General features: G+C 63.0%; 19 protein-coding genes. 16 read left to right on the top strand and 3 right to left on the bottom strand.

The genetic code is table 11. From position 1 onward, the window contains the following. Positions 1–37 precede the first annotated feature (37 nt). Together KI797_RS05165 and KI797_RS05160 are read right to left on the bottom strand one after the other, a co-directional pair. A complete protein-coding gene (locus KI797_RS05165) occupies positions 38–688 on the bottom strand; it encodes a cold shock domain-containing protein (RefSeq protein WP_226171844.1) in 651 nt (216 codons plus the stop codon). Positions 689–836: 148 nt separating this feature from the next. Then, entirely contained in the window at positions 837–2,000 is a 1,164-nt protein-coding gene (locus tag KI797_RS05160; protein ID WP_226171841.1) for an FAD-dependent monooxygenase, read from the bottom strand. Positions 2,001–2,227: 227 nt separating this feature from the next. Here KI797_RS05160 and miaB point away from each other — a divergent pair, with 227 nt between their 5' ends. The 5 genes from miaB to lnt all read left to right on the top strand — a co-directional run bounded on the left by miaB (position 2,228) and on the right by lnt (position 7,938). After that, positions 2,228–3,661 carry a tRNA (N6-isopentenyl adenosine(37)-C2)-methylthiotransferase MiaB gene (gene miaB, locus KI797_RS05155; protein ID WP_226171838.1) on the top strand — a complete coding sequence of 478 codons (1,434 nt, stop codon included), beginning with the start codon at positions 2,228–2,230 and terminating at the stop codon, positions 3,659–3,661. A gap of 49 nt (positions 3,662–3,710) precedes the next feature. Next, positions 3,711–4,766 (top strand): PhoH family protein, encoded by a 1,056-nt coding sequence (locus KI797_RS05150; RefSeq protein ID WP_005329829.1) that lies wholly within the window; start codon positions 3,711–3,713, stop codon positions 4,764–4,766. Continuing rightward, positions 4,763–5,230: an rRNA maturation RNase YbeY gene (ybeY, locus tag KI797_RS05145; RefSeq protein ID WP_226171835.1), complete on the top strand. Its 468-nt coding sequence runs from the start codon at positions 4,763–4,765 to the stop codon at positions 5,228–5,230. Before KI797_RS05150 ends, ybeY begins: the two co-directional genes overlap by 4 nt. A 99-nt stretch (positions 5,231–5,329) precedes the next feature. Continuing rightward, complete coding sequence (corC, locus tag KI797_RS05140) at positions 5,330–6,211, top strand: CNNM family magnesium/cobalt transport protein CorC (RefSeq protein WP_005329827.1); 882 nt, start codon at positions 5,330–5,332, stop codon at positions 6,209–6,211. Between the two features lie 197 nt (positions 6,212–6,408). Further along, positions 6,409–7,938 (top strand): apolipoprotein N-acyltransferase, encoded by a 1,530-nt coding sequence (lnt, locus tag KI797_RS05135; protein ID WP_226171832.1) that lies wholly within the window; start codon positions 6,409–6,411, stop codon positions 7,936–7,938. Between the two features lie 212 nt (positions 7,939–8,150). Here lnt and KI797_RS05130 read toward each other — a convergent pair whose 3' ends face one another. Further along, the gene (locus KI797_RS05130) at positions 8,151–8,633 is read right to left on the bottom strand and encodes a zinc ribbon-containing protein (protein WP_226171829.1); all 483 of its coding nucleotides are present in this window, start codon (positions 8,631–8,633) and stop codon (positions 8,151–8,153) included. A 235-nt stretch (positions 8,634–8,868) separates the two neighbouring features. Between KI797_RS05130 and leuS the strand changes: the two genes are divergently transcribed. The 11 genes from leuS to KI797_RS05075 all read left to right on the top strand — a co-directional run bounded on the left by leuS (position 8,869) and on the right by KI797_RS05075 (position 21,349). Further along, positions 8,869–11,445, top strand: a complete 2,577-nt coding sequence (leuS, locus tag KI797_RS05125) for a leucine--tRNA ligase (RefSeq protein ID WP_226171827.1) — start codon at positions 8,869–8,871, stop codon at positions 11,443–11,445. Positions 11,446–11,554: 109 nt separating this feature from the next. Continuing rightward, a complete protein-coding gene (locus KI797_RS05120) occupies positions 11,555–12,037 on the top strand; it encodes an LPS-assembly lipoprotein LptE (protein ID WP_226171825.1) in 483 nt (160 codons plus the stop codon). A gap of 13 nt (positions 12,038–12,050) precedes the next feature. Beyond that, positions 12,051–13,085 carry a DNA polymerase III subunit delta gene (holA, locus tag KI797_RS05115; protein ID WP_226171823.1) on the top strand — a complete coding sequence of 345 codons (1,035 nt, stop codon included), beginning with the start codon at positions 12,051–12,053 and terminating at the stop codon, positions 13,083–13,085. A gap of 64 nt (positions 13,086–13,149) precedes the next feature. Continuing rightward, a complete protein-coding gene (gene nadD, locus KI797_RS05110; protein WP_042649620.1) occupies positions 13,150–13,803 on the top strand; it encodes a nicotinate-nucleotide adenylyltransferase in 654 nt (217 codons plus the stop codon). Positions 13,804–14,015: 212 nt separating this feature from the next. Beyond that, entirely contained in the window at positions 14,016–14,354 is a 339-nt protein-coding gene (gene rsfS / locus KI797_RS05105) for a ribosome silencing factor (protein ID WP_226171821.1), read from the top strand. Between the two features lie 20 nt (positions 14,355–14,374). Continuing rightward, positions 14,375–14,842: a 23S rRNA (pseudouridine(1915)-N(3))-methyltransferase RlmH gene (gene rlmH, locus KI797_RS05100; protein ID WP_042034723.1), complete on the top strand. Its 468-nt coding sequence runs from the start codon at positions 14,375–14,377 to the stop codon at positions 14,840–14,842. A 99-nt stretch (positions 14,843–14,941) separates the two neighbouring features. Beyond that, on the top strand, positions 14,942–16,870 hold the full coding sequence (gene mrdA, locus KI797_RS05095) for a penicillin-binding protein 2 (RefSeq protein WP_226171819.1): 1,929 nt from the start codon (positions 14,942–14,944) through the stop codon (positions 16,868–16,870). A gap of 66 nt (positions 16,871–16,936) precedes the next feature. After that, positions 16,937–18,040 (top strand): rod shape-determining protein RodA, encoded by a 1,104-nt coding sequence (gene rodA / locus KI797_RS05090; RefSeq protein ID WP_226171817.1) that lies wholly within the window; start codon positions 16,937–16,939, stop codon positions 18,038–18,040. Then, a complete protein-coding gene (mltB, locus tag KI797_RS05085) occupies positions 18,040–19,053 on the top strand; it encodes a lytic murein transglycosylase B (protein ID WP_226171815.1) in 1,014 nt (337 codons plus the stop codon). The genes rodA and mltB overlap by 1 nt, the downstream gene beginning before the upstream one ends. Continuing rightward, the gene (locus tag KI797_RS05080; protein ID WP_226171813.1) at positions 18,995–19,927 is read left to right on the top strand and encodes a septal ring lytic transglycosylase RlpA family protein; all 933 of its coding nucleotides are present in this window, start codon (positions 18,995–18,997) and stop codon (positions 19,925–19,927) included. The genes mltB and KI797_RS05080 overlap by 59 nt, the downstream gene beginning before the upstream one ends. Positions 19,928–20,119: 192 nt before the next feature. After that, positions 20,120–21,349, top strand: coding sequence for a D-alanyl-D-alanine carboxypeptidase family protein (locus KI797_RS05075; RefSeq protein WP_226171811.1), 1,230 nt, complete (start codon positions 20,120–20,122; stop codon positions 21,347–21,349). Positions 21,350–21,403: the final 54 nt, after the last annotated feature.

Below are 21,403 nucleotides of genomic sequence, written 5' to 3'. Positions count from 1 at the left end.
CTGCCCAAACAGGGAAATGGAAAGCAGCAAGGCTGGCTCAATGGCCACACCACTGATCTTCACAGGGGATGCCATCCCCCTCTCCATCCATCTTGGTATTGGGGCAATGTTGCAAGAACCAGGTCGCCTCTTCGCAGGAGGTCATCTGGGAGCAGTGCTGACGACCGTCGCACTGACGGACAAAAGAGGACGCCTGCGCCTTGCCGTACGAGGTACTGGTCTCCTCCTGACTGAAAGTGGGTGCTGCTGGAGGGGAAACAAACTCCGCCGAGAAGCGGGAATAAAGGGAGAACAGTCCCGCCAGCACCAGCAGGGGGACAAGCTTGCCACGCCAGTTGCCCTTGCGGCGAGGGGCGTGATGCACGCGGGCTCTGGGCATGGCGGGTTGTGGAGCCCTCATGTTCACATCGGCCCTGTTCCCGCGATCCGGCATGGGGGACTCGATGGATGGTCTCAGCGCGTCTGCCAGCGAGAGAGGGCGGTCGGGGAAGAACACCTGCACGGCGCAGGGCTTGTCATCCTTGCCGCTCTCGACCTGATAGGAGACCCTCTCTCCCACCTCGGGCAGCCTGCCATCGAATTGCAGGGCGGTGATGTGCACGAAGAGATCGGCTCCGCCCTGATCCTGCTTGATAAAACCGAAGCCGCGCTGCGGGTTCCAGCTCGCGATCCTGCCCTGATGTCGCATGTCCTCATCCTTGTGGCCAGCACTGTTTTGACCATGTTGCCTCAAAACGACAGGGTTTCAACAGGGCATTGAAATCAACCCCGTGCCGGCCTGATGCGCCGACGAGCAGACATCAGATACCGTCATCGCTTTGCGGTCAGGGGAACTTTTATACCAGCCCCAGGGCGTAGCGCAGCGCCATCTCCTTGAGCGGCCCCGCCTTGTCCGCCAGGGTCAGGGCCAGATTGCGGGCCAGCTTGAGCGGGCCTATCTCATTGCTGAACACTCCGTAGAAGAGATCCATCCCCGACTGCATCAGCAGGTTGTCGGGGCGGCGACGGCGCTCGTAGCGGCTAGCCAGGGTGATGTCGTGCCAGTCAGCCCCCGCCTTGCCCAGCAGCTCGGTCCAGCAGGCCACGTCCTTGAAGCCGAGGTTGACCCCCTGCCCCGCCAGCGGGTTGATGGTGTGGGCGGCGTCGCCGAGCAGCACCACCCGTCCGGCGTGGTAGTGGTTGGCGTGGCGGCGCACCAGAGGGAAGCTGCCCTTGTCAGTCACCTGGAAGCCGCCGAGCCGGGCCGGGAAGTGGCGACGCACCTCGGCGGCCAGCGCCTCGTTGCTCATGGCCGTGAGCGCCCGGATGCGGGCCGGGCTGTCGTACCACACCAGGGAGCCGTGCCGGCCGGGCAGCGGCAGGAAGGCCCGCGGGCCCTGCGGGGTGAACTGCTGCCAGGTGATGTCTTCCTGCTCGAACTCGGTGTCGATATTGATCAGCATGCAGTGCTGGCGGTACTCGAAACGCGACACCCCGATCCCGGCGAGGCGGCGGGTGAGCGACTCGGCGCCGTCGCAGGCCAGCACCCAGCGCGCCTGCAGCTCGGTGCCGTCATCGAGCAGCAGGCTGGCGTGCTCGGCACCTTGCTGCAGCCGGACCACAGCCGCCGGGGTGTGGGTCTGGATGTTGGGGAAATCCTCCATTCGCCTCAGCAGGGCGAGCTGCACCAGCCGGTTCTCTATGATGTAACCGAGCTGGGGCAGCCCCAGCTCCGCCGAATCGAAGCGGGTGGCGAAGCCGTCCAGCTCCCAGGTCTCCAGCCGGCGATAGGGACACAGCCGCATCTGCTGCAGGTGCGACCAGGCGCCGGCCTTGTCCAGCAGCGCCACCGAGGCCTGGCTGATGGCGGAGACCCGCAGATCCAGCGGCTGATCCGGGGCGTAATGCTCCGGCAACCGGGTCTCGATGACCCGCACGTTGAGACCCTCTGCCGCCAGCAAGCAGGCGGTGGCGGCGCCCACCATGCCGGCGCCGACGATGGCGATATCACACTGTTCCATAACTTGATTCCTGCAAGGGGTCGCCCCGAACAAGGAAGAGAGGGGGCGAACCGAATGGGGCATGATAACGCAAGGAGACCGGATAAACAGTGCGTCAGGCGGGCAATTGCCGCGACGGGCCAGGCCATATGGCGGCGGCGCGGCCCCAGACTGGTCAGCACCGGGATTGCGGAGTAAAATGGCCGGTCCTTTGACCCTGCCGATCTTAAACACAGTCAAGAGTAGCAATGAGCAAGAAACTTCATATCAAGACCTGGGGCTGCCAGATGAACGAGTACGACTCGTCCAAGATGGCCGACCTGTTGGACGCCAGCAATGGTTACACGCTGACCGAAGAGCCCGAGGAGGCAGACGTCCTGCTGCTCAACACCTGCTCCATTCGTGAAAAGGCCCAGGAGAAGGTGTTCCACCAGCTCGGTCGCTGGAAGAAGCTCAAGCTGAAAAAACCGGGACTGGTGATCGGGGTGGGGGGCTGCGTCGCCTCCCAGGAAGGGGAAGCCCTGCGCAGCCGGGCGCCCTATGTGGACATCGTGTTTGGCCCCCAGACCCTGCACCGCCTGCCCGCCATGATCAAGCAGGTCCAGGAGGGGCGCGGCGCCCAGGTGGACATCGCCTTCCCGGAGATCGAGAAGTTCGACAACCTGCCGGAGCCCCGTGCCGAGGGGGTCACCGCCTTCGTCTCCATCATGGAAGGCTGCTCCAAATACTGCTCCTTCTGCGTGGTGCCCTACACCCGTGGCGAGGAGGTGAGCCGACCGCTCGACGATGTGCTCTACGAAATCGCCCAGCTCGCCCAGCAGGGTGTGCGCGAAGTGAACCTGCTCGGCCAGAACGTCAACGCCTACCGCGGCCCGACCTTCGATGGCAATGACTGCACCTTCGCCGAGCTGCTACGCCTGGTGGCCGCCATCGACGGTATCGACCGCATCCGCTACACCACCAGCCATCCCATCGAATTCACCGACGACATCATCGAGGTCTACAAGGACACGCCGGAAGTGGTCAGCTTCCTGCACCTGCCGGTGCAGAGCGGCTCTGATCGCATCCTGACCATGATGAAGCGCCCGCACACAGTGCTGGAGTACAAGTCCAAGATCCGCCGCCTGCGCGCCGTCCGTCCCGACATCACCATGAGCTCGGACTTCATCGTCGGCTTCCCGAACGAGACGGACGAGGACTTCGAGGCCACCATGAAGCTTATCGAAGAGATCAACTACGACATGAGCTTCAGCTTCATCTACAGCCCGCGCCCCGGCACCCCGGCCGCAGACCTGCCGGACGACGTCGACATGGAGGTGAAGAAGGCCCGCCTCACCCGCTTGCAGAACCAGATCAATCACCAGTCCATGCTCATCGGCCGCGCCATGCTGGGCTCGGTGCAGCGCATCCTGGTGGAGGGCCCCTCCAAGATGGATCCCATGCAGCTCAGTGGCCGTACCGAGAACAACCGGGTGGTCAACTTCGAGGGGCCGCACCGCCTCATCGGCGGCTTCGCCGATGTTGAGATCACCGACGTGCGCCCCTACTCCCTGCGTGGCCGCTTCATCCGCGGCGAGGATGAGATGAATCTGCGCATCGCCACCGCGCCGAGCGAAATCCTGGCTCGCCGCCCGGACAACGTCCCCGATGATCTCGGGGTGGCGGCCTTCAGACCCCATTAATTTTCTCCCCCCTCCCGAGGGCGGGGGGAACAACCGATACGAGGACATTTTGAGCCGACACATCTCGACCCTGAACCTGCACCTGGAACCCGCCGACAACCTGCGTCTCGCCAGCCTGTGCGGCCCTTTTGACGACAACCTCAAGCAGCTGGAGCGCCGTCTTGGCATCGAGATCAGCTACCGTGACAACCACTTTCAGGTGCTCGGCAAGCAGGCCCAGATAGATGCGGCGGCCGTCATCCTCAAGCACCTCTATGTGGAGACCCAGCCGCTCAGGGGGGGCAAGGTGAATGACATCACCCCCGAGATGGTGCACCTGACGGTGCAGGAATCCCGGGTGTTGGAGCAGGACGACGAGGCGCCGAGCCAGCCCTATGGCAAGGAGGTGACGGTCAAGACCAAGCGCGGCCTCATCAAGCCGAGGAGCCCGAACCAGGCCCAGTACATCGCCAACATAGTGCGCCACGACATCAGCTTCGGCATTGGCCCGGCCGGTACCGGCAAGACCTATCTCGCCGTGGCCGCCGCCGTGGATGCCCTGGAGCGCCAGGAGATCCGCCGTATCCTGCTGACCCGCCCTGCGGTGGAAGCGGGGGAGAAACTCGGCTTCCTGCCCGGGGATCTCTCTCAGAAGGTGGATCCCTACCTGCGCCCCCTCTATGACGCCCTGTTCGAGATGCTGGGCTTCGAGCGCGTCGAGAAGCTGATGGAGCGCAACATCATCGAGGTGGCACCGCTCGCCTATATGCGCGGAAGAACCTTGAATGACGCCTTCATCATCCTGGACGAGGCCCAGAACACCACAACGGAACAGATGAAGATGTTCCTGACCCGTATCGGCTTCAACTCCAAGGCGGTGGTCACCGGCGACATCACTCAGGTGGATCTGCCGCGCAGTACTAAATCCGGCCTGCGCCACGCGCTGGAAGTGCTACAGGGGGTCGATGGCCTGTCGTTCAACTTCTTTGAATCCAAGGACGTGGTGCGCCACCCCGTCGTCGCCCGCATAGTGCAGGCCTACGAGGCGTTCGATGCCCAGCAGGCGGCCGACAAGAGCGCCCCCAACACCCGCAACGAGAACACCAGCAAAGAGAGTGCCCAATGAGCGTGACCCTGGATCTGCAGCTGGCCTGCGCCAGCACCGACAGCCTGCCGACCGAAGCCCAGCTGCAAGGCTGGCTCGATGGCACCATCCTGGGTTTCCAGGACGAGGCCGAGGTGACGGTGCGGCTGGTGGACGAGGCGGAGAGCCGCGAGCTCAACCACACCTATCGTGGCAAGGACAAGCCCACCAACGTGCTCTCCTTCCCGTTCGAAGCCCCCCCCGGCATGGAGCTGCCCCTGCTCGGGGATCTGGTGATCTGCCGTCAGGTGGTCGAGGCCGAGGCGGTCGAACAGGGCAAGCCCCTCATGGCCCACTGGGCTCACATGGTTGTGCACGGCAGTCTGCATCTGCTAGGTTATGACCATATCGAGGACGAGGAGGCCGAGGAGATGGAGCAGCTCGAGCGCGACATCATGCAGGAACTCGGCTTTGCGGATCCCTACCTCGACGACGTAGAAGAGTGACAGGCCGGTAAAGAGGTCACCGTCTTGAAACAGACAGCCGCCATCCTTATATCGGCAAGACAACATCCCGAATGTTCACACGAGTAACCAAGAGAGAAAATGACCGACGATCACCCTAGTACCGGCTCGCCGAAGAAAACCTGGCTCGACAAGCTCAGCCAACTCTTCCAGGGCGAGCCAAAAGACCGCAATGATCTGGTAGAAGTCATCGCCGATGCGGAAGAACGTGACCTCATCGATCAGGACACCAAGGACATGATCGAAGGCGTGCTCGAAATTGCCGAGCTGCGCGTGCGTGACATCATGATCCCCCGCTCCCAGATGGTGACCATCGAGAAGTCCCAGCCTGTGGACGACTTCCTGCCCGTCATCATCGAATCCGGCCACTCCCGCTTCCCGGTGATCAACGAAGACAAGGATCATGTGGAGGGCATCTTGCTCGCCAAGGATCTGCTGCCATTCGGCTTTGGCGGCCATCACGCCAGCGAGCCGCTGCAGCTCGAGAAGATCCTGCGCCCCACTGTGATCGTGCCGGAGAGCAAGCGGGTCGATCGCCTGCTCAAGGAGTTCCGCGAAGAGCGCTACCACATGGCCATCGTGGTGGACGAGTTCGGCGGCGTCTCGGGTCTGGTGACCATCGAAGACATACTCGAACTTATCGTGGGTGAGATAGACGACGAGTTTGACGACATCGAGGATGAGCCGGAAGAGATCCGCCGCATCAGCAAGCGGGTCTTCTCCGTCAGCGCCTTGACCGAGATCGAGGATTTCAACGACTTCTTCGGCACCCAATTCAGCGATGAAGAGGTAGATACGGTAGGCGGCCTGGTGATGCACGCCTTCAGCCACCTGCCCAAGAAGGGCGAGGAGATTGAGCTGGACGGCTACCTGTTCAAGGTGATGCATGCGGACCGTCGTCGCCTGCAGCAGTTGCAGGTGAAGATCCCGGAGAATCATGCGGCGGCCCAGCCGGAGTCCTGATCCCGCCCTCCCGCGCCGTCAATCAACGCCCCTGCTTTCAGGGGCGTTTGTCATTCTGCCACCCCTGCGCCTTCCCATTCCCCTGCTGCGCCCCCCTTCGACATCCGGCTGGCCGGGAGGCTCGCCGTTGACGCGGTTTGCGGTTAAGATGTCGGCCATTCCACATTCATTCAGCCCAATTCGAGCCCCGATCCCCCGTGAAATCGAAACTTCTGACAAGCCTGTTCGCCCTGGCCTCTGGCGCCATCGCCGTGCTGGCCTTCTCCCCTTTCGGCTACTGGCCTCTGGTGATCCTCTCCCTGCTCGGCCTCTATGCCCTGCTGGACAAGGCCAACCCCAAGCAGGCGGCATGGCGCGGCTTCGGCTATGCCATGGGGCTGTTCTTGCCGGGACAATGGTGGATCCATGTCAGCATGACGGAGTTTGGCGGCATCCCGCTGCCCGCTGCCTTCGTGCTGCTGGCCGGCCTCTGCGCCTATCTGTCGCTCTATCCGACCCTGGCCTGCTGGGTCTTCGCCCGCTTCTTTGGCGGTCGCCACTGGAGCCGCTGGCTGCTCGCCTTCCCGGCGCTATGGCTGATGGCCGATTGGTTGCGGGGCGCCGTCATGACCGGCTATCCCTGGCTCTGGTTTGGCTACACCCAGATTGACGGCCCCCTCAAGGGCTTCGCCCCCATCCTCGGGGTACAGGGCATCACGCTCGCCCTGCTGCTCACCACCTCCGCCCTCTGGCTCACCTGGCAAAGCCGCAAACCGGCCTGGCTGCTGCTGCCGGTCGTGCTGGTCGGCGCCGCCCAGGGGCTGATGCACCTCAACTGGGTGACCCGGGGCGAACCGGTCAAGGTGGCTCTGGTGCAGGGCAATATCGCCCAGTCCCTCAAATGGGATCCGGAGGCCCTGATCCCCACAGTGCGCACCTATCAGGATCTCAGCCGCGAGAATCAGGACGCCGACATTATCGTCTGGCCGGAATCGGCGATCCCGGCCATCGAGAAGGAGATGGGTACCTATCTGGAGAGCCTGGACAAGGCGATGAAGGTGAATGACACCGGCCTGCTGGCGGGGATCATTCATTACGATCTGAAGCAGCAGCGCTTCTTCAATACGGTGCTCGGCATGGGGGTGCAGGATCTGGACGGCAAGGAGTCCTATCACTATGAGCACAAGAATCGCTACTACAAGTACCACCTGCTGCCCATCGGCGAGTTCGTGCCCTTTGAAGATCTGCTGCGTCCCATCGCCCCCTTCTTCAACCTGCCCATGTCCTCCTTCAGCCGGGGTGACGAAGTGCAGCCGAACCTGATCGTCAAGGGGCTCAAGTTTGCCGCCGCCATCTGCTACGAAATCATCTTCCCGGACGAGGTGCGCCGCAACGTGCAGCCGGATACCGACTTCCTGCTGACCGTCTCCAACGACGCCTGGTTCGGCACCAGCATCGGTCCCTGGCAGCACATGGAGATCGCCCGGATGCGCGCCCTGGAACTGGCTCGCCCGCTGCTGCGCGACACCAACACCGGCATCACCATAGTCACCGAGATCGACGGCAGCATCATCGCCCAGATCCCGCAGTTCGAGGCTGGCGTGCTGCGCGCCGAGGTGCGTCCCGCCCACGGCCAGACCCCCTATTTGCGCTTTGGCAGCTGGCCCATGTACGCGCTGGCCGCCCTGCTGCTCGGCCTGGCGCTGGTATTGCGCCCCCGCGCCCACCCCTGGGCGCGCCAGCGTTGATCCAGCGTTGCTATCCGATAAACAAGAGAGGCGCCCAAGGGCGCCTCTCTTCTGTTCAGTCTGATACCCGCTCAGAACCTGTTCAGGCTTCAGCAAGGTGAAGAGCAGCGCAGGAACCGGAGCGTATAGATATACGTGAGCCCTCGGTTTCACATAAGCGAGCAGCACATGAGCCTTGATCACGGCCTCGCAGCAAGAGCGTGGGCAAGTTCTCAGGGGGAGAGCGGCTCACGGTGATACTCGTCGGCCCCGCACTCCGGGCAAGTGCCGAGCTGCTCCGGGTGCAGCACGGTGTGGCGCCACTCGCAGTGATCGCACACCTGCACCCCCAGCCCCACCCAGTCACCGGCACGGTAGACCCCCTTGTGTTCCAGCTCGTCCGCCAACTCGCTCCACTCCACCTGGGCGCGGTCGGTCACGTCCGCCAGCCAGGACCACACTGTATCCTTCAATGCCAGCATAAAGGCGGACTCGGGCACCTCGGCGCGGCTCTCGTCATAGTTGCCGAGATCCCGCTTCACATATTCTGCGATCAGCGCCAGCTCGTCCTGGGTCAGATCGCCGGCCGCCTCCAGATAGGCCTGTACCTTGGCGATCATCCGGTTGAGGCGCTCTCCCTGAAACTCTTCCGTCTCTTCCCACTGCTTCTTGAGCTGGGCGATGAAGGCTTCATACCCTTGTCGACGTTTGTCCATGGCCATTACTCCTCTGCTGAACCCTGATCGTGCCCGGCCTGAGCCAGAGACTGAGCCGTGCTGGCGGTGGTTGCCGCCCTCTGTCACCCTTGCTGCTCCGCGAAACCTCCATGCTGCCCGGGTCGGGCCAGAGACTGGGCGGATGCTGGCGGTTGTTGCCGCCGCAGGATATGGGTATTCTATCGGGATTTCCCAGCCGTTTTATCTATTCATTTCACAGATCCGGATGTCACCAATGCAAGAGCAATACGTTCCCCAATCCATAGAACCAGCAGTGCAAAAGCACTGGGATGCCAAGAAAACCTTCAAGGCCGTGGAGAAAGTAGACAAGGAAAAGTTCTACTGCCTCTCCATGTTCCCTTATCCGTCTGGTCGTCTACACATGGGGCACGTGCGTAACTACACCATAGGTGATGTGATCTCCCGTTATCAACGGCTCAACGGCAAGAATGTGCTGCAACCGATCGGCTGGGACGCCTTCGGTCTGCCGGCGGAAAACGCCGCCATCAAGAACGCCACTGCGCCGGCACCCTGGACCTACGAAAACATCGAATACATGAAGAACCAGCTGAAGATGCTGGGTCTGGGCTATGACTGGGACAGAGAGCTTGCCACCTGCAAGCCGGACTACTATCGCTGGGAGCAGTGGTTCTTCACCAAGCTCTACGAGAAGGGTCTGGTCTACAAGAAGACCTCCTCCGTCAACTGGTGTCCGAACGACATGACGGTGCTGGCCAACGAGCAGGTGATCGACAACTGCTGCTGGCGCTGCGACACCCCGGTGGAGCAGAAAGAGATCCCCCAGTGGTTCATCAAGATCACTGACTACGCCGAAGAGCTGTTGAATGACATCGACAACCTCGAAGGCTGGCCGGAGATGGTCAAGACCATGCAGCGCAACTGGATTGGTCGCTCCGAAGGGGTCAACATCAGCTTCGCTATCGAGGGTCAGGACGAGCAGTTGGAGGTCTACACCACCCGCCCGGACACCTTCATGGGCGTGACCTATGTGGGCATAGCCGCGGGTCACCCGCTGGCCACCCAGGCTGCCGCGACCAATCCCGAGCTGGCCGCCTTCATCGAGGAGTGCAAGCACACCAAGGTCGCCGAAGCTGACATGGCGACCATGGAGAAGAAGGGCATGGCCACCGGCCTCTATGCCATTCACCCGCTGGATGGCCGCAAGGTGCCGGTCTGGGTCGCCAACTTCGTGCTGATGAACTACGGTACCGGCGCCGTGATGGCGGTACCGGGCCACGACCAGCGCGACTTCGAATTCGCCACCAAATATGGCCTCGATATCAAGGCCGTGATCAAGCCGGCCGATGGCGAGGTGGACGTGAGCACGGCCGCCTACACCGAGAAGGGCGTACTGTTCAACTCCGGCGAGTTCGACGGTCTCGACTTCCAGGGCGCGTTTGATGCCATCGCCAACAAGCTGGAAGCCCTCGGCCACGGCAAGCGCACCGTCAATTTCCGTCTGCGTGACTGGGGCGTTTCCCGTCAACGTTACTGGGGTGCTCCCATCCCGATGCTGACCCTGGCTGATGGCACAGTCGTGCCGACGCCGGAAGATCAACTGCCGGTGCTGTTGCCGGAAGATGTGGTGATGGATGGCATCCAGAGCCCGATCAAGGCCGACGCCGAGTGGGCCAAAACCACTTACAACGGTCAGGAAGCGTTCCGCGAGACCGATACCTTCGACACCTTTATGGAGTCTTCCTGGTACTACGCCCGCTACTGCTCCCCGGACTACGACAAGGGCATGCTGGACCCGGCTGCTGCCAACCACTGGCTGCCGGTGGATCAGTACATCGGCGGTATCGAGCACGCCTGTATGCACCTGCTCTACGCCCGCTTCTTCCACAAGCTGCTGCGTGACGCTGGCCTGGTCAACAGCGACGAGCCGTTCAAGCGCCTGCTCTGCCAGGGCATGGTGCTGGCCGACGCCTTCTACTACAAGGACGAGAAAGGCGGCAACGTCTGGGTCAGCCCGACCGAGGTCAAGGTAGAGCGCGACGACAAGGGCCGCATCACCAAGGCCGTCGATCTTGAGGGCCGTGAAGTCATCCACTCCGGCATGACCAAGATGTCCAAGTCCAAGAACAACGGCATAGACCCGCAGCTGATGGTAGAGCGTTACGGCGCCGATACCGTCCGCCTGTTCATGATGTTCGCCTCCCCGGCCGACATGACCCTGGAGTGGTCCGACTCCGGTGTAGAGGGCGCCCAGCGCTTCTTGCGTCGCCTGTGGCGCACCACCTTCGAGCATGTCTCCGGCGGAGCCGTTGCCGCGCTGGATCTGGCTGCCCTCACCAACGAGCAGAAAGCGGTACGCCGTGAACTGCACAAAACCATCGCCAAGGTGAGCGATGACGTGGGTCGCCGTCAGACCTTCAACACCGCCATCGCCGCCATCATGGAGCTGATGAACAACCTGGCCAAGCTGGGCTCTGACGAGCAGGACCGCGCCCTGATGCAGGAAGCGCTGGAAGCCGTCGTCGTCATGCTCTACCCCATCACCCCGCACATCGGTTTCGAGCTGTGGAAGATGCTGGGCAAGGAAGGGGACATAGACGTGACCGGCTGGCCGGTGGCCGATGAAGCCGCCATGGTCGAGACCGAGAAGCTGGTGGTGGTGCAGATCAACGGCAAGATGCGCGGCAAGCTGACCGTCCCGGCCGAGATAAGCCAGGCCGACGTCGAGAAGCTGGCCATGGCCGATGCGTCGGTGCAGAAGTTCACCGAAGGCCTGACAGTGCGCAAGGTCGTCTATGTACCGGGCAAGCTGCTCAACATAGTCGCAAACTGAGGATGACCGCCCCTATTCCCTCCCCATGGGAAGGAGCGGGGGGTCTGAACGGACGTATGACGGCGGGCAAGCGCCCGCCGTTCTTCACTTGATGCAAAGAGGAATTCACATGGGCATGTCCCTCACTCGCTGGATTGCCATCATGCTGACGGGCCTGCTGCTGCAGGCCTGCGGTTTTCAGATGCGGGGAACCGCCATCCCCCCCGAGCTGATGACCATGAAGGTGGTCGGTGACAACAAGAGCGACTTTTATCGGCTGGTGACCACCCGCCTCAAGGCCTCCGGGGTGACCCTGGCAGACAAGGAGGGCATTCCGGTACTGGCCCTGTCCGGGGTACGCAGCAGCAGCCAGGTCGCCTCCGTTGACTCCATCGGCCAGGACCGCGAGTACCTGCTGGGTTACAGCACCCAGTTCACCGTCTCCATGCCGGGCAAGCCGACCCAGGTCTTCCCCATCACCTTCAACCGCAGCTTCCTGAACAAGCCGGATGCGGCGCTGGCCTCCTCCCGCGAGCAGGAACAGCTTGGCAAGGAGATGCAGGAGCAGGCCGCGAACCTGGTGATCCGCCAGCTGAGCCAGGTCAAGTTCTGATGCGAGCATCTTGATGAGAGTCTATCCCGAGCAGTTCGCAGATCATCTCAAGGCAGGGCTCAAGCCCTGCTATCTCGTTTTTGGTGACGAGCCGCTGCTCAAGCTCGAGGCCATCGACGCCGTGCGTCAGGTGGCCCGCAAGCAAGGTTTCGATGAACGCCACAGCTTCGTGGTGGAAGCCGGGCTGGACTGGAACCAGGTCTATGATGCCTGTCAGGCCATGAGTCTCTTCTCGGCCCGCCAGATCATCGAGCTGGAGCTGCCCGCCAAGGTCGACAAGGATCTCGCCGCCCGCATCACAGAGATCGGCAAGCAGCTTCATCCCGACCTGCTGCTGGTGCTCTCGGGGGGGCGTCTCAACCAGACCCAGATGAAGGCAGCCTGGTTCGACAAGCTGAGCCAGAGCGGCACCTATGTGCCGGTCAATCACCCCGAGCCCCGTTTCTTCCCGCGCTGGATGAGCGCGAGATTTCAACGCTTTGGCCTCAAGGTGCTGCCGGATGCAGTCAACTTCATGTGCCACGCCTTTGAGGGCAACCTGCTGGCCGCGAGCCAGGAGATAGAGAAGCTGACCCTGCTCGGCCCACCCCAGCCTATCAGCGTCGCCTATCTGCAAGAGACCATCATACGCCACGCCCACTTCACCCCGTTCCAGCTGGTCGATACCCTGCTGGAGGGCAAGGTGAACCGGGCTCAGCGTATCCTGCTGGCGCTGCGAGCCGAAGGCACCGAGCCCGGCATGCTGGCCTGGACCCTGTGCCGGGAGCTGGAGCAACTCACCGAGCTGGCCCTGGCAGCCCGCGCCGGTCAGCCGCAGGTGGAACACTTCAGCCGGTTGCGCATCTGGCAGAGCCGCCAGCAACTCATTCAGCAGGCCCTGACCCGGCTACCCGTTGGCAAGATACAGCAGCTGTGGCAGCTGATGGCCCGGCTCGATGACGCCCAGCGCCGCTTCGACACCGAGCAGGCCTGGCTGATGTTGCAGACCATAGCCCTGGGTTTTCGCGATGGCGCGCCGCTGCCCCTGCTGGAGGTGGAACCATGCTGATCGCACCGGTTAAACGCCGGGCGGGCTCCTTGGCACCCTTCCATGATCTGACTGGGAGAGTCTCATGCTGAAGGCCCCCATCGGCATCCTGGGCGGCACCTTCGACCCCATCCACATCGGTCATCTGAGGCCCGCCATCGAGGCACGCGACGCTCTGGGCCTGGCCGAGGTGCGCCTGCTCCCAAACCATATTCCGCCCCATCGCGCCAACCCGTTCTGCTCCAGCGAGCAACGGCTCGCCATGGTCGCGCTGGCGGCGGCGGAGAACCCGGGCTTCGTAGTGGATGAGCGGGAGCTGCAACGGGATAAACCGTCCTGGACCATAGACACTCTCATCGAGCTCAGCCAGGAGCTGCCGGATACCCCGGTCTGTTTTCTGATGGGCATGGACTCCCTGCTCGGCTTGCCAAGCTGGCATCGCTGGCAGGAGCTGCTCGATCATGCCCACCTGGTGGTGAGCATGCGCCCGGGCTGGCAACCGGATTACCCGGGCGAGGTGGCCAGCCTGCTGGCCCGCCACCAGACCCGGGATGTGCAGGATCTGCATCGACACCGCCAGGGCCATGTCTGGATCGCCGACAACCTGCCCATCGAGCTGTCGGCCACCCGGCTGCGGGCTCTGCTGGCGGCGGGGCAGGATCCCAGGTACCTGCTGCCGGCCCCGGTTGCCGACTACATCCGGCGGCATCGGCTCTATCAGCCATCACCAAGCCGGTGATCGGCGCCATGCGGGCTTGTCAGCCGACACCCTGAGGCGCAGCCGGTACAGGCTTGACTATTGTCCCGCCCGGTTGCGCACTATAGTGATCAACAGGGGTCTGCCTTGCCCATGGCGGCGGCCCCGGATCCATTCCCCTTTGCCAGACTGGGAAACGGGAATGACCATGATATAATCCGCCGCCCTCTGGCGCCGGAAGATAGGAGAAGACATTGCAAGGCCAAGAACTGCTCGCCTTTATCGTCGACAAAATCGATGACATGAAAGGCCGCGACATCATCACCCTGGATGTCCGCGGCAAATCCAGCATCACGGACACCATGATCGTCTGCTCCGGCAACTCCAGTCGCCACGTCAGTGCCATCGCCCACAATCTCGCCAGCGAGGCCCGTCATGCCGGGCTCGACCTGCTGAGCGTGGAAGGGGAGCTCACCGGTGAGTGGGTGCTGGTGGACATGGGTTCCGTCATCGTCCACGTGATGCAGGATGAGTACCGCGATTTCTACCAACTGGAAAAGCTCTGGGGCGGCGCCCAAGTACAGGTGCAATAAGGGTGCAAGCGTAAAGAACGATGAAGATCCAGTTGATTGCGGTGGGCACCAAGATGCCTGCCTGGGTAGAGCGTGGCTTCGAAGAGTACCGTCGCCGTTTCCCGAAAGACATGCCGTTCGAACTCGTCGAGATAGGCGCAGGCAAACGCGGCAAGAATGCCGACATTCCCCGCATCCTGCAAAAGGAGGGGGAAGCCATGCTGGCCGCCGCCGGCCGCTCGCGCATCGTCACCCTGGACATTCCCGGCAAGCCCTGGACCACGGAGCAACTCGCCGTGCAACTGGAAGCCTGGAAGCTCGATGGCCGGGATGTGGCGCTGCTGGTGGGCGGGCCTGAAGGCCTCTCCCCCGAGTGCAAAGCCGCCGCCGAGCAGAGCTGGTCCCTGTCACCCCTGACCCTGCCCCATCCGCTGGTGCGGGTGCTGGTGGCCGAGAGCCTCTACCGCGCCTGGAGCATCACCACCAATCATCCGTATCACAGAGAGTGATCCATGCAGAGCCCACGCATTCCGCTCACCCGCCCTGCCCCCGGAGCCTGCGCATGCATACCGCCTCTCTCACCCGCACGTCAGCCATAAGGTAACGGCATGCTGAAGAATCGCATCGAAATGCGCGATCACAGTGCCGAGGGACGTCTGTTCTTCCGGCGCACCCTGGTCGCCTACATCGGCATGGTCGTCCTCATGCTGGTGCTGCTGGGTAATCTCTATTACCTGCAGGTGGAGTCTTACGAAACCTATCAGACCCGTTCCAACGACAACCGGATCCGGGTCGTGCCGGTGGCACCGCCACGGGGCCTCATCTATGACGCGAACGGCGTGCTGCTGGCGGAAAACCGCCCGGTCTACAGCCTGGAGATCGTGCCGGAAGAGACCGAGGATCTGGAGAAGACAGCCGACGAGCTGATCACCCTGCTGGCCCTGCCGGAGGGGACCAAGGAGCGGTTCCTGGCCGAGGTTAAGCGCCAGCGCCGCTTCAAACCGGTGCCCCTGTTCGAGAAGCTGACCGAGTATCAGGTCGCCCTCTTCTCGGTCAACCAGCACAACTATCCGGGCGCCAGCATAGAGGCCTATCTCAAGCGCTACTATCCGTTTGGCGATACCCTGACCCATGCGCTGGGCTATGTGGCCAAGATCAACACCCGTGACGTGGAGCGCCTCGACAAGGAGGACAAGCTCGCCAACTATGCCGCCACCAAGGACATCGGCAAGCAGGGGGTGGAGAAGTTCTACGAGGATCAGCTGCACGGCGTGGCGGGCTACCAGGAGGTCGAGGTCAACAACCGCGGCCGGGTGGTGCGCACCCTCAAGTTCCAGCCGCCGGAGCCCGGCAAGGACATCTACCTCAACATCGACATCCGCCTGCAGCTTAAAGCACAGGAGCTGCTGGCCGGTCGTCGGGGCGCCATCGTCATGATGGATCCCAATACCGGCGCCATCCTGGCCATGGAGTCGAGTCCGAGCTACGACCCCAACCTGTTCGTGACCGGCATCTCCAACACCAACTACTCGGCGCTGCTCAATGATCCGGCCCGCCCGCTGGTGAACCGTACCACCCAGGGTATCTATGCCCCCGCCTCCACCGTCAAGCCCATGATGGCGGTGATGGGGCTGAACGAGGGGGCCATCACCCCCAACTATCGCTACTTCGGTGGCCCCAGCTTCTCCATCCCGGGCACCACCAAGAAGTTTCGTGACTGGCGCCGCTGGGGTCATGGCTGGCTCGACGTCTATCGCGCCATCGAGGTATCGGCGGACACCTACTTCTACGATCTCGCCTACCGGGTCGGCATCGACAAGATCCACAGCTACATGACCAAGTTCGGCTTCGGTCAGTACAGTGGCGTCGACCTCTATGAAGAGACCAAGGGGGTCATGCCGTCCCGCGACTGGAAGATGGCGCGCTGGCGTCAGCCCTGGTATCAGGGGGACACCATCTCCATCGGTATCGGCCAGGGCTACTGGAGCTCCACCCCCATCCAGCTCGCCAAGGCGATCAGCATCCTGACCCAGAACGGTCACGACGTAACGCCACACCTGCTCAAGAGCACTGCCTCGGCGGATGGCGTGGTCAATGCCCCCATCAACCCGAACGTGGCCATCGCCGCCAAGAGCGACACCTACTGGCAGGTGGCCAAGGACGGCATGTGGCGCGTCATCAACGGTCACGAGGGCACCGGTCGCCGCGCCTTTGCCAATACCCCCTACAAGGCGGCGGGCAAATCCGGTACCGCACAGGTGGTGGGCCTGAAAGAGAACCAGGTCTACAACGCGGCCACCACCAAGGTGGAGCACCGCGACAACGCCCTGTTCGTCGCGTTCGCGCCGTTCGAGGCTCCCAAGGCCGTGGTCGCCCTGGTGCTGGAAAACGCCGGTGGCGGCAGTGCCATGGGGGCGCCGGTCGCCCGCCACATGCTGGACGCCTACCTGCTGCCGCCGGAACCCCAGTTGCCCCCCGCCCCCAGCAAGCCGTCCACCCCCAGCCCGGATCAGAGCGAGGCCGTTCCCAATGAGTAACTCCGCACGCCTGCAAGGCATCTTGCCTCCCCAGGCCATCCATGCAGCACGAGGGCTTCTCCCATCATGAGTAACTCCGCCCGCCAACAGAGCCTCTGGTACCGACTGCACATCGACCTGCCGTTGCTGCTCGGCCTGCTGGCGCTGATGACCCTCTCCATGGTGGTGCTCTACTCCGCCTCCGGTCAGGATATGGACTCCATCGTGCGCCAGCTGGTGCGCGGCGGCCTCGCCTTCGCCCTGATGATCGGCCTGGCCCAGCTGCCCCCCTCCCTCTATGCGCGCTGGTCCGTGCCCCTGTTCACCCTGGTGGTGCTGCTGCTCATCGCGGTGGACGTGTTCGGTCACATCGGCAAGGGGGCACAACGCTGGCTGGACCTCGGCTTCATGAAGTTCCAACCCTCCGAGGTGATGAAACTCTCCATGCCCATCATGGTGGCCGCCTGGCTCAGCCGGCACTCCCTGCCCCCCAAGTTCAGCCATGTGGTGATCGCCCTGGTGATGGTGCTGCTGCCCACCCTGCTGATCGCGGCCCAGCCCGACCTCGGCACCTCCATCCTGGTGGCGGCCTCCGGTTTCTTCGTGATCTTCCTGGCGGGGATCAGCTGGTGGCTCATTGGTCTGGCTGTGCTGCTCATCGCCGCCTTTATGCCGGTGCTCTGGTTCTTCCTGATGCACGACTACCAGCGCCAGCGGGTACTGATGCTGCTGGACCCGGAGAAAGATCCCCTCGGGCGCGGCTACCACATCATCCAGTCCAAGATAGCCATCGGCTCAGGCGGCGTGTTCGGCAAGGGGTGGCTGCAGGGCACCCAGTCCCAGCTGGAATTTTTACCGGAGCGCCATACCGATTTCATCTTCGCGGTGTTCAGCGAGGAGTTCGGCCTGGTGGGCGTGGCCCTGCTGCTGGTGATCTACCTCTACATCATCAGCCGCTGCCTGTTCATCTCCATGCAGGCCCAGAACAGCTTCGAGCGCCTGCTCGGCGGCGCCCTGACCCTCACCTTCTTCGTCTATGTGTTCGTCAACATGGGCATGGTGAGCGGCATCCTTCCTGTGGTGGGGGTCCCCCTGCCGCTGGTGAGCTATGGCGGCACCTCCATGGTGACCCTGATGGCGGGCTTCGGCATCCTGATGTCCATCCAGACCCACAGAAGGCTGCTGGCCTGATGAGTCTGGGGTGGCGGGGGCTGGCCTGCTGGTTGCTGACGGCCGTGTCACTGACGGCCGGTGCGGCCCCCGAGCCACCGCAGCTGGAGCGGCTCGCCCTGCAGCACTCGGTGCCGCTTGCCGAGTTGCAGGCAGCCACCGCAAAGGCCCAACTGCGCCAGGATGTGCTCGACACCATAACCCGCCCCTGGGAGGCCAAGCCCTGGCATCGCTACCGGCCGCTATTCGTCACCCCGCAGCGGATCAGGGACGGGGTCGGCTTCTGGCAACGCCACGCCGCCACCCTGACCAGGGCCGAGCAGTACTACCGGGTGCCCGCTTCCCTCATCGTCGCCATCATCGGCATCGAGACCTTCTACGGTCGCCAGATGGGTCGCCATTCCGTGCTCGACAGCCTCTACACCCTGGGGTTCCACTACCCCGCGCGCGAGGAGTTCTTCGCCAAGGAGTTCGCCCAGCTGGTGCTGCTTGCCCGGGAGGAGAAGTGGCCACTCACCCGCCTGAAGGGCTCCTACGCGGGCGCCATGGGGATGGGGCAGTTCATGCCCTCCAGTTACCGTCACTACGCCGTCGATTTTGACGGGGATGGCAAGCGGGATCTGTTTGCCAACCCGGCAGACGCCATCGGCAGCGTGGCCAACTACTTCGCCGAGCACCGCTGGCGCTGGGGGGAATCCGTCGTGGAGCCCGCCTTGATTGGATTGGCGCCTGTGGGTACCCTGCTGAGGCCAGAGCCCGAGCTCAAGCAGCAGTGGGCCGAGCTGGCCGCCGCCGGGATCGAGCTCGCCGCCCCGCTGGCACCGGACACGCCGGTCAAACTGCTGGCATTGGAACAGGCAGACGGGCCCGAATACTGGGTCGCGCGCCACAATTTTTATGTGATCACCCGCTATAACCGCAGCCCCCTCTATGCGATGGCGGTGCATCAACTCAGTCAAGCCATCCAGGACGCTTATGCATTACAGCCACAGACTTCTCCCCCTCAGCCTGACCTTGTTGCTGGCCGCCTGTAGCAGCCAGCCGGAGCCACAGCCGCTGCCGCCCGAACCCGTCCCGCAGGAAAAACCCCAGGTGATCGAGATCCCGCAGGCGACCGGCGCCATCCCCCGCCCAGAGCCCCTGAGCGAGAGCGGCAACCGTGACTACTGGATCGGCAAGCAGAAATTCGAGGTGTGGCGCGACATCAAGCACTACAGCGAGGAGGGCACCGCCAGCTGGCTGTCCCAGGATCTCGATGGCAACAAGACCGCCAACGGCGACGTGCAGGACAGCACCCTGTTCAGCGCCGCCCACCGCAACCTGCCACTGCCGAGCTATGTGCGGGTCACCAACCTGGACAACGGGTTGGAGACCATAGTGCGAGTCAACGATCGCGGTCCCTTCGGCAGCGAACGCCTGATCGATCTCTCCCAGGCTGCAGCCACACAGCTGGAGATGGTCGATGGCGGCGAGGCCCGGGTGCGGCTGGAACTCATAACCGATCAGCCGGATCAGATGGTCGAGATGGTGCCCATGACGCCGATGCAACCCATGCAACCGGCAGCCCAGGAGGCCGCCTTCCTGGGTGAAGCCCAGCCAGCGGCTGCGACCACAGTCGCCCCGGCCAAGGCTGCTCCCGCTGCGGCCGCCACGGCGACCACCACCCTCTCCACACCCAAGGCCGCAACCGGCCAGGGCAAGATGATCCAGGTGCTGGCCAGCGGCTCCCAGCCCAGAGCCGAGGCCATGGGCAAGGTGATGACCCAGCGCTATGGCGTGCCCTACCAGGTGGTGGCCCACGGCGCCATTTTCCGGGTCTTGCTGGGACCGGTCGCCGCCGATCAGCAGGCCAGCCTGCTGGAGCAGATCCGGCAGGGGGGGCTGGAACAGGCTTTCATCGTTCCCTGATGACAGGGTCGACAGAGTGAACCGTCACTTTCCCTCGGCGTCACGTCGTTTCCCGGCGTGACGTCGACAATCGATGGATAAAAAACCAGACCAGATGGCACGCCGGACTATGACCGACCGGCACATCTGGTATAGTGGAGCCCGCTTTTTTTCAACTTGGGTACTCCCCATCCAGGCACCAGGAATTTCAAGATGTCCAAATTTGCCCGTTCCGTTATTCTGGCCTCCCTGCTAAGCGCCACCGCCCAGGCCAACCAGCCGGTACCGACGCCGGATTCGGCTCTGCCGACTGCCCAGCCGGTCCCCACCCTGAACAGCTCCCCCATGGTGGTGCCTGCCGCGCCGGAGATCTCCGCCAAGGCCCATATTCTGATCGACTACTACTCCGGTCAGGTGCTGGCCGAGCAGAACGCCGAAGAGCGTCTGCCCCCCGCCAGCCTGACCAAGATGATGACCTCCTACATCATCGGCCAGGAGCTGCTGAAGGGGAACATCAAGCGCACCGACATGGTGACCATCAGCCAGAACGCCTGGTCCAAGAACTACTCCGACTCCTCCAAGATGTTCATCGAGGTGGGCAAGCAGGTCTCGGTCGATGATCTCAACAAGGGCATCATCATCCAGTCCGGCAACGACGCCTGCGTCGCCATGGCCGAACACCTGGCGGGCAGCACCGACTCCTTCGCCAGCCTGATGAACTCCTGGGCCGCCAAGCTCGGCATGAACGACAGTCACTTCATGAACCCGCACGGTCTGGATGCGGAGGGTCACTACAGTACCGCCCATGACATGGCCCGTCTGGGTCAGGCCCTGATCCGCGACCTGCCGGAGGAGTACAAGATCTACTCCCAGAAGTCGTTCGTGTTCAACGGCATCACCCAGCACAACCGCAACCGCCTGCTGTGGGATCAGTCCCTGCAAGTGGATGGCATCAAGACCGGCCACGTCAGCCAGGTCGGCTACAACCTGGTCTCCTCCGCCACCAACAACGAAGGCATGCGCCTGATCGCCGTGGTGCTGGGCGCCAGCAGCGAAGGTTCCCGCGCCGCCGAGAGCAAGAAGCTGCTCACCTACGGCTTCCGCTTCTTCCAGAGCCTGACCCCCTACAAGGCAGGTACCGAGCTGGTCACCCAGAAGATCTGGATGGGCGACAAGTCCGAAGTGAAACTGGGCGTCGATCAGGATGTCTCCGTGCTGGTCACCCGTGGTCAGGGCAACAACCTGAAGGCGGACTTCCAGCTTGAGAGCGAACTGAAGGCACCGCTGGCCAAGGGTCAACGTGTCGGTACCGTGTTCCTCAAGCAGGGTGACAAGGAGATCAAGCAGGTTCCGCTGGTCGCCCTGGAAGAGGTGCAGGAAGGTGGCCTGATGAGCCGTCTGTGGGATTACCTGGTGATGCTGGTCTCCAGCTGGTTCAAATAAGCAAGGCCTATTATCATCACCAAACAGCGGCGCCAACAGGCGCCGCTGCTGTCT

It is taken from the genome of Aeromonas media (assembly GCF_020423125.1).
GTDB lineage: Bacteria > Pseudomonadota > Gammaproteobacteria > Enterobacterales > Aeromonadaceae > Aeromonas > Aeromonas media.
The sequence above is the reverse complement of the archived record's forward strand: the minus strand, read 5'-3'. Positions and strand labels throughout refer to the sequence as shown.